Source organism: Ruegeria sp. CDSA236 (genome assembly GCF_059611285.1).
In genome coordinates, this window is the sequence record NZ_JBXWPG010000006.1 from 126,448 (window position 1) to 138,892 (window position 12,445).

The window sequence follows — 12,445 nt, forward strand, 5'->3', positions numbered from 1 at the left end:
TATCAAACGTTAATTTCAAACTGTTAACGGTACCTCTTGAACGGATCGGGACGACCTCCCATATCCATGTTAACGACTTAAACATTTGTCGGAGGGACAAGAAACATGGCCAATTACGCAAATCTCCCCGCGCCGACGCCGGAAGGCGGGCTGAACCGCTATATGCAGGAAATTCGGAAGTTTCCCCTGCTGGAGCCAGAAGAAGAATACATGCTGGCCAAAAGCTGGGTTGAGAAGCAAGATACTGAAGCTGCACATAAAATGGTGACCTCCCACCTACGGTTGGCGGCCAAGATCGCTATGGGTTATCGCGGTTATGGGCTGCCACAGGCCGAAGTGATCTCCGAGGCCAATGTCGGTCTTATGCAGGCCGTGAAACGGTTTGACCCGGAAAAAGGATTCCGGCTGGCGACCTATGCCATGTGGTGGATTCGCGCCTCGATTCAGGAATACATTCTGCGGTCATGGTCTTTGGTCAAACTGGGTACAACCTCGGCGCAGAAAAAGCTGTTTTTCAACTTGCGCAAAGCTAAGGCACGCATCGGTGCGCTGGAAGAAGGCGACCTGCGTCCGGAAAACGTGGCCCGGATCGCAAATGACCTTGGTGTGACCGAAGCAGAAGTGATCAGCATGAACCGCCGGATGTCCGGTGGCGACGCCTCTCTGAATGCGACCGTCGGGTCCGAGGGTGAAGGCACCATGCAATGGCAGGACTGGCTTGAGGACGAGGATGCCGATCAGGCGGGCGACTATGAGGCCCGCGATGAGCTCGACGCCCGCCGCGAGCTGTTGGCGGCTGCTCTTGAAGTTTTGAATGACCGGGAAAAAGACATTCTGACCCAACGCCGCCTGATGGATCAGGCCGTCACACTGGAAGAGCTGAGTACGCAGTACAATGTCAGTCGCGAACGCATTCGCCAGATTGAAGTCCGCGCTTTTGAGAAACTTCAGAAGAAGATGCGAGAGCTTGCCCGCGAAAAAGGGATGCTGGCCACAGCCTGACCTCTTCGTTTATTGAACGGACCCGGTGCGACATTGGTCGTGCCGGGTTTTCTATTTGTGTTAGCGCTAATGACACTCGGACTGAGGGCGATTACAACAGACCGGATCAAAGCCATAGGGGGTGTCCATGATGCAGAATCCGGTGAATTGGGGCGTATTGGGAGCTGCGAAATTCGCGCGGCAATATATGGCCCCTGCAATCCACGCAGCTGAGGGCGCGCGTCTGGCAGGCCTTGCGACGTCCGATCCCGCCAAAGCCGAACCGTTTCAGGCCTTTTGCCCGGATTTGACGGTTTATGACAGTTATGATGCGTTGCTGAACGACCCACAGATTGAGGCCATTTACATCCCGTTGCCCAACCATTTGCATGTCGAATGGAGCCTTAAGGCACTGGACGCCGGTAAACATGTGCTGTGTGAAAAGCCGATGGCTATGACCGTGTCCGAATTTGCCCCATTGATCAACAAACGGGATGAGACCGGATTGTTGGCGGCCGAGGCTTATATGATCGTCCAACACCCTCAATGGAAGTTTGTACGCAAGCTGATCGCCGACAAGGCGATCGGGAAATTGGCCCATGTGACGGGTGCGTTCAGCTTTGACAGCCGGGCGGATACGGCAAACATTCGCAACCGGGCTGAGACCGGCGGAGGTGGGCTGCGTGATATTGGCGTCTATGTGATTGGCAGCGCGCGCTTTGTCACCGGGCAGGAGCCGATTCAGGTCGAATCCGCCATCCGGTGGGAGGATGGGGTCGACGCTTTTACCGAGATTCGCGCTCAGTTCCCGGATTTCACCTATTCCAGCTATGTCTCGATCCGAATGCATCCGCATCAAGAGATGGTGTTTCATGGCGACCGCGGCATGATCCGGCAGACTGCGCCGTTCAATCCGCGTGTGTTCGGAGAGGCGCGTGTCGAATTGCACCGCCCCGGCCTGGAAATACAGGTCACACGTTTCCCCGCGGACGATCACTATAAGCTGCAGGTCGAAGCTTTTTGTCGGTCGGTCCGTGAGGGTGCCGAATATCCGTGCCCGCTTGAGTTTTCACGCGGCACGCAGGAAGTGATTGACCGTGTGCTGGAGAATGCAATGGCGCTGCCATGACTTGCCACGCTTCTTGAACCGCTGCAAAATTGGCTAACACCTTTACAGGAGGCATCCCGATGGCAGGTGGCTGGGCGCGCGACGGCGCAGTAAGCGAACAGATCGAGGCATCCATTTCGGATGAGCTGGCCCGAATGCAGGTCCAGAAACGGCCCGTAGGCGAAAGCCTGACCCATTGTGCCGAATGCGAAGAACCAATCCCCGAAAAGCGCCGCACAGCACTGCCTGGCGTGAAACTGTGCCTCGAGTGCCAGCAAGAACGTGACGGGGCGCATAAAATGCGCGGCGGTATCAACCGGCGCGGGTCGAAGGACAGTCAGTTGAGGTGAGTTTATTATGTTTGCTTTGAGCCCAAAGTAGAGGATGCCGCACAGCGCATCAAAGTCAGCTTTCCATCGGCATTGGTCAAAGCAAGCCGTGATTTCTGACCATACTTGGGAGACAATGGCCGACGTTTGTGATCTGTGGTGAAAACCGGCGCTAGCATGGATTTTGCCCTTGCGGCAGTTCCAACAATTGTACTGTATGGCATTAGAATTTTGGAGACCCTAAATGCTCAAAAGTCGATTTGAGAAAACAAAGGGCATGGCCGGCATTTTGCTGTTGTGTACACTACTGGCCGCTTGCGGCACGCCCGAGAGCCGGGCCGAAGTATGGGCATGGATTGATCGCAGAGATGGATATAGCAGCTCTGTCAATGCAATGATGAGTGCCCTAAGCGATGCAACACTAGTAACTCAAGACCCCAATTCTTTAGTTCAACAACACGGGACGCAGATAGAATATCATGCGTCTAACGGTAAATCGTATCTATGGTACCCGGGAAATCGCACAATCGTAGTAGGCCAATGGCGAGCCCAAGACTTCAACTCTGCAGGCGTTCAGCTCTGCTACAGATACGGCTCTAACGCATTCAACCCAGTTACAAAAAAGTCTGGTGGCTCATGGGAGTGCTCTAAACGCAGTTTTAGAGATTCTGATTTTCTTGAAGGTAACCCGTTCAAATTGAAGGCTGGCCCGGTACCTTTTGTCATACCTGATCGTCGCCGGTACTACCCCGAACATTTGGTAAAATGGCTGGGTGGAGACCCCACGAAGATTGCCTATAGAGACAGGACGCCTTATGCTGACCAGTTGCTACGTCGAATCGAACTTGAGACGCAATAACCTCAGACTAAGAGATGTCAAAGCAGACGTTGGTTGAAGGAAAATCAAGGTCGGCAATGTCCCCAAAGCTGACATCACCGCCTCCAAGACAGGCCGCATTAGCCCTCCATCGCTTCCAATTCATCAATAAAGCCCGAGATCATCGACAGGCCTTTGTCCCAGAACTTGGGATCGCTGGCATCCAGACCGAACGGGGCCAGTAGCTCTTTGTGGTGTTTTGACCCACCGGCGCGCAGCATGTCGAAATACTTGTCCTCGAACCCGTCCGCGCCGCTTTCGTAGACGGAATAGAGCGCGTTCACGAGGCCATCACCAAAGGCGTAGGCGTAGACGTAGAAGGGCGAGTGCACGAAATGTGGGATATACGCCCAGAACGTCTCATACCCTTCCATGAATTCAAATGCGGGGCCGAGGCTTTCGGCCTGAACGCTCATCCACAGGGCGTTGATGTCGTCCGGGGTCAACTCGCCCTCGCGGCGGGCGGCGTGCAATTTGCATTCGAAGTCATAGAAGGCGATTTGGCGCACGACCGTGTTGATCATGTCCTCGACCTTGCCAGCCAGCAGAATCTTGCGCTGCTCAGGGGTTTCGGCCTTGTCCAGCATTTTGCGGAAGGTCAGCATTTCACCAAAAACCGAAGCGGTTTCGGCCAGCGTCAGCGGGGTGGAAGACAGCATCTCACCTTGATCGGCGGCCAAAACCTGATGAACGCCATGGCCCAGCTCATGCGCCAGGGTCATCACATCGCGGGGCTTACCAAGATAGTTCAGCATCACATAGGGGTGGACGTCAGTTACGGTGGGATGCGCAAAGGCGCCCGGCGCCTTGCCCGGTTTCACCGCGGCATCAATCCAACCCTTCGAGAAGAACGGCGCGGCGATCTCACCCATACGCGGATCAAAGGCCTCATAGGCATCCATCACGGTTTTCTCGGCGTCATCCCAGCCGACAATCTGCGTGTCTTCCATCGGCAGGGGTGCGTTGCGATCCCAGACCTGCATCACGTCCAGACCCAGCCATTTGCGCTTTAGCTCGTAATACCGGTGGCTCAGCTTGGGGTAAGCGGCCACGACCGCCTCGCGCAGGGCCTCTACGACCTCGGGTTCGACGTCATTCGACAGATGGCGACCAGTCTGCGCGGTCGGCATATTGCGCCAGCGGTCGACGATTTCCTTTTCCTTGGCCTGCGTGTTGTGAACGCGCGCGAAGGTCTTGACGTTGTCTTGAAACACGCGGGCCAATTCGCGAGAAGCCGCTTCGCGTTTGCTGCGGTCCTGCTCGGTCAGTAGGTTGAGTGTGCCTTCGATGTTCAACTCTTCTCCGTCAACATCAAAGGTCAAGCCCGCGATGGTCTCGTCGAACAGGCGTTCCCAGGCATCGCCAACAACACCCAGATCGTGCAGGAATTTTTCAAGCTCGTCAGATAGCTGATAGGGTTTCATTGCGCGGATGCGGCGGAATACGGGCTCGTAACGGGCCAGATCGGTGTTGGCGTCGAAATGCGCTTTTAGCGCGTCGTCGTCGAGGCGATTGATTTCCAGCGTGAAGAACACCAGCGGTGTGGTAAAGACAGTGATCTTTTCCTGCATGTCCGAGAGGAACTTGGCGCGCTCGGCGTCGGTCGTCAGCTGATAATAGCGCAGTCCGGCAAAGGACATGATACGCCCGGCGATCGAATTGATCTTTTCGTTCCGCAACACGCAGGTCAGCAAGCCCTGGGCATCAAGATCCGCCAAATTGCCTTCGTAATCTGCGGCAAAGGCGGCGCATTCGGTTTCCAACCAGTCCAGGTCACGCGCAAGCTCGGCCGCGTCTTCCGAAGCATAGAGATCCGTCAGATCCCATTCCGGCAGGTTGCCAAGATTATCGGCCCCGCCGACCGCGTTTGCGTCACGTACTGGAAAAGGAAGGTCGCGCATGGATCACCTCGAAAATCTGCTTTGGCAAACATCTAGGCGCGACCGGCGAGGATCACAAGCGGACAGTCAAAGGGAAAGCGCCGGTTCCAGGGGGTGATCCGTCTATGCAGCTTTGAAATGCGTGGCGATTTGGTCAAATGCAGGGTCGCGCACCTCTGGCGGTTCCATCAGGACTTCGTGTTCACCGTCTGGAATTTCGATCAACGTGCTGTTCGGCCAGTTTGCCATGCGTGCGCGGATGGCCTTGCGGTCCACAATCTGCTCGTGGGAGCCAAGATATGTCAGGCATGGAATGGCTGGGGCAGTCTGCACCATCAACCAGTCGCATTCATCTAATGCCTCGCGCAGCCAGATCGTCGACGGTGCACCAAGGGAAAGTTCGGGATACTTGGCCAGATGATCCTGCATCATTTTGTACATGGCAGGATCGCGCGTCAGGCTATTGCCTTCGAAAGGCTGTGTCAGAACATAGCTGTCCAGTGATGTGGTCGGGGGCGTCTTTTCGCCAAACCCCAGGCGCGGGGCCCAATTTGCGGTCAACCGGCTGATGGGTTTCATAAGGGGCGTAAAGAAAATCCCCCACATCGGACCGGTAAAAACACAGGTAGCAAAACAATCGTTTTCCAAAACTGCCCGCAATCCAATGGCACCACCCATAGAGTGGCCGATAACATGCCAGGGTCTGGGCAGATCAAGCTTTGTGGCCAGCTCTAGCGACACATCTACGTCTTGCTGATAGTCAGTGAATTTATTGACATGGCCAACCCGCGGATCGTCAAGCAACCGGTCTGCCAATCCCTGACCCCGCCAGTCGATCACCAGCACGGCAAAGCCACGCTTGACGAATTCACTCGCTGCATCACCGTATTTTTCGATGTATTCAGTGCGACCGGGAAACAGCATGACAGTCCCGTTCGCTGTACCTTCGGGGCGCCAATGCGCCACGCGAATTCGAGTACCGTCGGCGGTGTTCAACCAATGTGCAACACCGCCAGCGGGGCCGCCAGCCACGTCTTCGAACAAAGGGGCCGACGGGTATTCCATCAGGCCAGGGCCGAGGCGAGTTTCATTGCCGCGCCCATGTCGCCGTCAATGCTCAGTTTTCCGGCCATGAAGGCGCTTGTCGGGTCCAGATCACCATTGAGAATTTGCTCGAACGTGTCCGCATCAGCGTTCAAAGTCACGTCCGTTTCTTCATCGCTGATGCGCGCGCCGCTTGCATCAACTACGATCGCGCCCAAATCCGCGATGGCAAATTTAGCCGATGCGTCGAAATCGCCGCCCGACAGTTTCTCATTCAGCACTGCTGCGGCTTTTTCCAATGAATCGCTCATGATCTTCCTCATTTTGTTAGTACGCCGTGAATGGACATCCTCGGTCGCAACGCTACACTGACACTTGTTATGAGCAATGCAATCAACAATCTCAAAGGTACCGTTGCGGCACTTTCTGTCCTAGTCATGTTTTCCTCCACTTGCCTTGCGCAGCAGGAGGATTCCCGCGACGAGGCCGAGTTGTTGCAGAACCTTGCGCAGGCCACACCGGACCAGGCGACTGGAATCGACCGCCAGTTACGGGCGCTCTGGTCGCAATCTGGTTCGGCCTCCGCCGATCTGCTGCTGGAGCGTGGGCGCGAAGCACTGGATGATGGTGACACCTATGCCGCGATCGAGCATTTGACGGCCCTGACAGACCACGCGCCTGATTTCGCCGAAGGCTGGCACGCGCGGGCCTCTGCGTTTTTTGGGATCGAAAGGTTCGGGATGGCTGCCGCAGATCTGGAACATGCCCTGACGCTGAACCCGAACAACTATGAGGCCATCTACGGGCTTGGATTGATATTTGAGATTCTGGGTCAGCCCGAAAAAGCATTTGCGGCCTATTCCCATGCCTTGGCTATACATCCCCATTACGAAGAAGTAACCAATGCAGTGAATCGACTGAAAGCCCAGGTCGAGGGCTCGGCCCTCTGAGGACCGGGGGCAGGGGGCAAAGGTGAGCGGGTCATCCCGAATCGTGGCCGTACTTGGCCCAACCAATACAGGCAAAACCCATTACGCAATCGAACGTATGCTGGGGTACCGCACGGGGGTGATCGGCTTGCCGCTGCGTCTGCTTGCGCGCGAGGTATACGACAAAATCGTCGCCATTCGCGGGTCGTCGGTGGTGGCGCTGATCACCGGGGAAGAACGTATCGTACCGCCGCGTGCGAAATATTGGGTCTGTACAGTCGAGGCGATGCCCGAAGGCATGGGTGCCGATTTTGTGGCTATCGACGAAATCCAACTCTGCGCCGACCCGGAACGCGGCCACGTCTTCACCGACAGGTTGCTGCGCGCGCGCGGCACCAATGAAACCCTGTTTCTGGGATCCAATACCATGCGCGGTCCCATCGCGGCACTTGTGCCCGAAGCACAATTCGTCCGGCGAGAGCGGATGTCGCAACTGGTCTATGCTGGCTCCAAGAAAATCAGCCGCATGCCACCGCGCAGCGCCATCGTCGGGTTTTCGGTCGACAACGTCTATGCCATCGCCGAGCTGCTACGCCGTCAAAAGGGTGGGGCAGCTGTGGTCATGGGGGCGCTTAGCCCGCGTACACGGAATGCACAGGTTGAGCTCTATCAGAATGGTGAGGTCGACTATTTGGTTGCCACCGATGCCATCGGGATGGGGTTGAACCTGGATGTGAACCATGTTGCGTTCTCGTCCCTGACCAAATTCGATGGCCGGCGGATGCGGCCCCTGGCCCCGAATGAGCTTGCCCAAATTGCTGGCCGCGCAGGGCGCGGAATGTCCGATGGAACCTTCGGCGTGACCGGCGAGGCGCCGCCTCTGGACGACGGTGTCGCGCAGGCCATTATGGACAGCCGCTTTGCGCCGATGAAAAAACTGAATTGGCGGAATGCCGCCTTGCAGTTTGGTTCGATTGACGCTCTGATCCACACGCTCGAGATTAGCCCGGATAGCGAACACCTGATCAAAGCCCGTCCGGCAGATGATCTGAATGTGCTTAAATCCTTGTCGCAAGTTGCCGAAATTGCGGCCCGTGCCAGTGATCCGCAATCCGTTCGTTTGTTGTGGGATGTTTGCCGTATCCCCGATTTTCGCGGCATCAGCCATGCCGAACATGCCAGCCAGATCGAAGTGATTTTTGGCCACCTGCATGAAGGTGGTTCGATCCCGGATGACTTTATGGCGCGGCAAATCCGCCGGATCGACCGAACGGATGGCGATATAGATGCACTGTCAAAAAGGTTGGCATATATTCGCACCTGGACTTACGTTGCGCAACGAAATGGTTGGGTGCGTGACGAATCCCATTGGCGTGATGAGACGCGCATTGTAGAAGACAGGCTGTCAGACGCTCTGCATGACCGTTTGACTCAGAGATTTGTGGACCGGCGCACATCCGTTTTGTTGCGCCGGCTCAAACAGAAGGAGGCCCTTTTGGCCGAAGTAAATGACAAGGGTGAAGTGACCGTCGAAGGTGAATTCGTCGGTCGTCTGGAAGGGTTCCGGTTCAGTCCGGACAAAAGCGCGCAAGGAGCCGAGGCGAAAGCCTTGAAATCGGCGTCCTTGCAAGCACTCGCGCCGCAATTCCATCTGCGTGCCGATCGCTTCTATAATGCACCCGATACCGAAATTGATTTTACCGATCAGGGTGGCCTGATGTGGGGTGAATATGCCGTTGGCAAGCTGGTTGCCGGGGCAGAGCCTCTCAAGCCGCTGGTCGAGGTTTTTGTGGACGAGGCCGCGGGCCCCGATGTTGAACAGAAAGTTCAGCGTCGCCTGCAGCATTTCATCGACCGCAAAGTGGCCGCACTGTTCGAGCCGTTGCTGAACCTGTCGCGCGATGAAGAACTCAATGGGCTGGCTAGGGGCTTTGCCTTCCGCATGGTTGAGGCGCTAGGCGTATTGCCGCGCGCAGGTGTCGCGCAAGACGTCAAGGATCTGGATCAGGACGCCCGTGGCGCGCTGCGCAAACACGGTATCCGCTTTGGTCAGTTCACCATTTTCATGCCGCTGCTGCTGAAACCGGCCCCAACGCGTCTGCGTCTTGTTCTGTGGGCATTGGCAAATGGCCTGCAGGAATTTCCCGACGCGCCGCCTCCGGGTCTTGTTACTGTGCCCATCGCCAAAGGCGCACCTGACGGTTATGACACTATGTGTGGTTATCGCGATGCGGGCGAACGCTCGATCCGGATCGACATGCTGGAACGTCTGGCCGACATGCTGCGCGCTGAAGACAGCCGTGGTGGGTTCGAGGCCAAGCCTGACATGCTGTCGATCACCGGTATGACGCTGGAACAATTCGCTGACCTGATGCAGGGGCTGGGCTACAAGGCCGAACGCGCCGAGCGTGAAAAGGTTAAGCCCGCACCGGCAGAGCTACCTGCCGCAGAGGCCACGGAAGCAGCTGCCTCCGAGGAAGTACCCGCACCAGAGGGAACCCCCGAAGAGGTCGCCGCACCCACCGAGGCGTCAGCCGAGGCCACCGAAAGCAACGAGGCAGCAGCCGAGGCCACCGCGCCGACAGCCGCAACAGATGAACCCGAGGTTGAGGTCTTTTATACCTTCACTTGGGGCCGTCAGCGTCAGGCCAACCAAGGCCCACGCCGCGAACAGCGACAGGGGCAGGGCAAAGGTAAGCCGCGCGGTAAGCCTCAGGATGGCCGGGGCAAGCCGCAGGGCAAGAAAGGTGGCAAGCCGCAGGGTGCCAAGACCTTCTCGTCTCGTCCGCCTAGGAAAGAAAAGCCCATTGATCCCGATAACCCGTTCGCGGCCGCGCTTATGGGTTTGAAGGAAGGCAATTAACGCCTGATGACCGAGGCCCGGCTTCGGATCGACAAATGGCTGTGGCAGGCTCGGTTCTTCAAGACCCGCAGCCTGTCCGCCAAACAGGTCAGTGGCGGCCATGTCCGCGTCAACGGAAACCGGATCCTGAAACCGGCGCAGCCTGTGGCCCCCGGTGATGTTCTGACCTTCCCTCAGGCGCGCGTTGTGCGAGTTGTGCGTATCGAAAAACTGGGTAATCGGCGTGGACCGGCAACCGAGGCGCAGACACTATATACCGATTTGACCGAAAAGCAGGACACGCAGCCGCGAAATCCAGGGTTTGAGGGAAAAGGTCGTCCCACCAAGAAGGATCGGCGTCTACTTGATCTTTCTCGCAATCAAGATAGCTGAACATATCTTGAAGCTGACGCCATACTGATTTAGCTAGACGCCCAAACCGCAAACGGGAAATTCACCATGACCTATGTTGTCACTGAAAACTGCATCGCCTGCAAATACACCGACTGTGTCGAAGTGTGTCCGGTGGATTGTTTCTACGAAGGTGAGAATACACTGGTCATCCATCCCGATGAATGCATCGACTGCGGTGTTTGCGAACCGGAATGTCCCGCTGATGCGATCCGTCCGGATACTGAGCCGGGCATGGATCAATGGGTCGAGTTTAATCGTAAGTTCTCTGAGCAGTGGCCGGTGATCGTGACCAAGAAAGACCCGCTGCCCGACGCAGAAGAGCGTGATGGCGAAGAGGGTAAGATGGAGAAATATTTCTCTGAGGCCCCCGGCGAAGGCGGCTAAGCGATTCGCGCTCTGAACTTGTCAGTTCAGCAGTGGGATGGCGCCTTATCTATCTGTTTCTTAACACCTTTCTTTCATGTGGAAAGGGGCAGCCTTTCGAGTGTCTCAATTTTGTGATATACTCAGAAATTGAACGTTGATTGAGATGGGGATGACTCCGTAAGTATGCTCGCTTTGGAGTTCTGATTAGTTGAAAACACAGCAACCTGACCGGGCCGTACTGGCACGGGGTGGGTCGTTTTGTTGTCTGTCCCGCGCTCTCGTAACCAAGGAAGAACCTGTATGTCTAAGTCGAAGAAGCTTGAGTTTCGCCCCAACGACTATGTTGTTTACCCGGCCCATGGTGTCGGTCAGATCATTTCGATCGAAGAACAGGAAGTTGCGGGATACTCGCTCGAGCTGTTCGTCATTTCCTTTGAGAAAGACAAAATGACCCTGCGCGTGCCGACCAACAAAGCGACCGAGTCTGGTCTGCGGTCGCTCAGCTCGCCAGATGTCATCAGCCAGGCGATGAAGACACTGAAGGGCAAGGCCAAGGTCAAGCGTGCCATGTGGTCCCGCCGGGCACAGGAATATGAACAAAAGATCAACTCGGGTGATCTGATCTCGATTGCCGAAGTTGTCCGCGATCTGCACCGCACCGATGATCAGCGCGAACAGAGCTATTCCGAACGTCAGCTTTATGAAGCCGCGCTTGAGCGTCTGACCCGCGAAGTCGCGGCAGTATCCGGCGCAGGTGAAGTGTCGGCAGCCAGGCAGGTGGATGAGGTTTTGACCTCGCGCGCGGCAGCGGCGGCCTGAACCTGCTGAAATCAAAGTTTTAAGGCCATCCCCGCAAGGAGGTGGCCTTTTTATATTGCAGTCACCTATTGAAATCGGGGCCACTAAACCTGCGTAGCTACGGCCAAAAGAAACCCTATCTCGGCCAGTTGTTGAGTAGCGCCCAGTATGTCACCGGTCTGACCCTCGATCTTGGCCTTGGCTAGCATCGTCATTGCCACCGCAGAGAAAGCGGCAATCAGCGTAGGGAAAACCACCTGCAACCCGATCATTGGCAGAGTGAGCAGCAGCGCCATGGCCCCGCCGAGTATCACCGCGGTCGATCCGGGTGCGCCCACTGAATGGCTAAGGCCTGATTGGCGGGCATTTGGAAGGACGGACATAACAACAGGCATCATAGCCCGCGAAACGATGCATGCGGCCAATATGGTGGTAAAACCCGCATTCGAAAGGATCGCAGTAATCAACGACACGCGCAGCAATTGCGAAGAAATCAGGGCAAGGACGCCATAGGTGCCGATCTGGCTGTCCTTCATAATCTCTAGCCGCCGTTCAGGAGTGAAGCCGCCCCACAGCCCGTCGGCGGTATCTGCAAGCCCATCCTCGTGCATCGCGCCGGTGGCGATGGTCAGGACAAGAACGACAAGTATGGCACATGCTATCGACGGGAGCCCCATAGCCGTCGCCATCCATCCCACAGCACAGGCCAACATGCCGACAACAAGCCCCGCCAATGGAAAGGCCCAAACGGCGCTGGCCTGACGCGAGAACACTCTGTCAGGCAGCCGCGGCACGGGCAAACGCGTCAACAGGACCAAAGCCAGCGGAATATCCCAGGCAGAAATGAGCTTGGTGTCGTTTTTTAGCACTCCTGCGC

General features: G+C 56.5%; 12 protein-coding genes. 8 read left to right on the forward strand and 4 right to left on the reverse strand.

Translation table 11 applies throughout. From position 1 onward, the window contains the following. Positions 1-105 precede the first annotated feature (105 nt). The 3 genes from rpoH to AC2FLB_RS11730 all read left to right on the forward strand — a co-directional run bounded on the left by rpoH (position 106) and on the right by AC2FLB_RS11730 (position 2,439). Entirely contained in the window at positions 106-1,002 is an 897-nt protein-coding gene (gene rpoH, locus AC2FLB_RS11720) for an RNA polymerase sigma factor RpoH (RefSeq protein WP_142634432.1), read from the forward strand. A gap of 130 nt (positions 1,003-1,132) precedes the next feature. Then, on the forward strand, positions 1,133-2,110 hold the full coding sequence (locus AC2FLB_RS11725; protein WP_496709355.1) for a Gfo/Idh/MocA family protein: 978 nt from the start codon (positions 1,133-1,135) through the stop codon (positions 2,108-2,110). A gap of 59 nt (positions 2,111-2,169) precedes the next feature. After that, positions 2,170-2,439 (forward strand): DksA/TraR family C4-type zinc finger protein, encoded by a 270-nt coding sequence (locus AC2FLB_RS11730; protein WP_142634430.1) that lies wholly within the window; start codon positions 2,170-2,172, stop codon positions 2,437-2,439. A 936-nt stretch (positions 2,440-3,375) separates the two neighbouring features. On the opposite strand, the gene AC2FLB_RS11735 is transcribed toward AC2FLB_RS11730, so the two are convergent. The 3 genes from AC2FLB_RS11735 to AC2FLB_RS11745 form a co-directional block, all read right to left on the reverse strand. After that, positions 3,376-5,196 (reverse strand): M3 family oligoendopeptidase, encoded by a 1,821-nt coding sequence (locus tag AC2FLB_RS11735; RefSeq protein WP_281994761.1) that lies wholly within the window; start codon positions 5,194-5,196, stop codon positions 3,376-3,378. A 102-nt stretch (positions 5,197-5,298) separates the two neighbouring features. Continuing rightward, entirely contained in the window at positions 5,299-6,240 is a 942-nt protein-coding gene (locus AC2FLB_RS11740) for an alpha/beta fold hydrolase (RefSeq protein ID WP_496709307.1), read from the reverse strand. Next, entirely contained in the window at positions 6,240-6,530 is a 291-nt protein-coding gene (locus tag AC2FLB_RS11745; RefSeq protein ID WP_142634424.1) for an SCP2 sterol-binding domain-containing protein, read from the reverse strand. Before AC2FLB_RS11745 ends, AC2FLB_RS11740 begins: the two co-directional genes overlap by 1 nt. Positions 6,531-6,560: 30 nt before the next feature. Here AC2FLB_RS11745 and AC2FLB_RS11750 point away from each other — a divergent pair, with 30 nt between their 5' ends. The 5 genes from AC2FLB_RS11750 to AC2FLB_RS11770 all read left to right on the forward strand — a co-directional run bounded on the left by AC2FLB_RS11750 (position 6,561) and on the right by AC2FLB_RS11770 (position 11,589). Beyond that, positions 6,561-7,169, forward strand: a complete 609-nt coding sequence (locus AC2FLB_RS11750; protein ID WP_496700103.1) for a tetratricopeptide repeat protein — start codon at positions 6,561-6,563, stop codon at positions 7,167-7,169. 22 nt (positions 7,170-7,191) lie between these two features. Next, complete coding sequence (locus AC2FLB_RS11755) at positions 7,192-10,011, forward strand: helicase-related protein (protein ID WP_496709308.1); 2,820 nt, start codon at positions 7,192-7,194, stop codon at positions 10,009-10,011. A 6-nt stretch (positions 10,012-10,017) separates the two neighbouring features. Then, positions 10,018-10,383 (forward strand): RNA-binding S4 domain-containing protein, encoded by a 366-nt coding sequence (locus AC2FLB_RS11760; RefSeq protein ID WP_496709309.1) that lies wholly within the window; start codon positions 10,018-10,020, stop codon positions 10,381-10,383. A 66-nt stretch (positions 10,384-10,449) separates the two neighbouring features. After that, on the forward strand, positions 10,450-10,788 hold the full coding sequence (gene fdxA, locus AC2FLB_RS11765) for a ferredoxin FdxA (RefSeq protein WP_085821728.1): 339 nt from the start codon (positions 10,450-10,452) through the stop codon (positions 10,786-10,788). Between the two features lie 282 nt (positions 10,789-11,070). Continuing rightward, positions 11,071-11,589: a CarD family transcriptional regulator gene (locus AC2FLB_RS11770; protein WP_142634416.1), complete on the forward strand. Its 519-nt coding sequence runs from the start codon at positions 11,071-11,073 to the stop codon at positions 11,587-11,589. An 83-nt stretch (positions 11,590-11,672) separates the two neighbouring features. Here AC2FLB_RS11770 and cobS read toward each other — a convergent pair whose 3' ends face one another. Beyond that, on the reverse strand, positions 11,673-12,437 hold the full coding sequence (gene cobS / locus AC2FLB_RS11775) for an adenosylcobinamide-GDP ribazoletransferase (protein WP_496690725.1): 765 nt from the start codon (positions 12,435-12,437) through the stop codon (positions 11,673-11,675). Positions 12,438-12,445 lie beyond the last annotated feature (8 nt).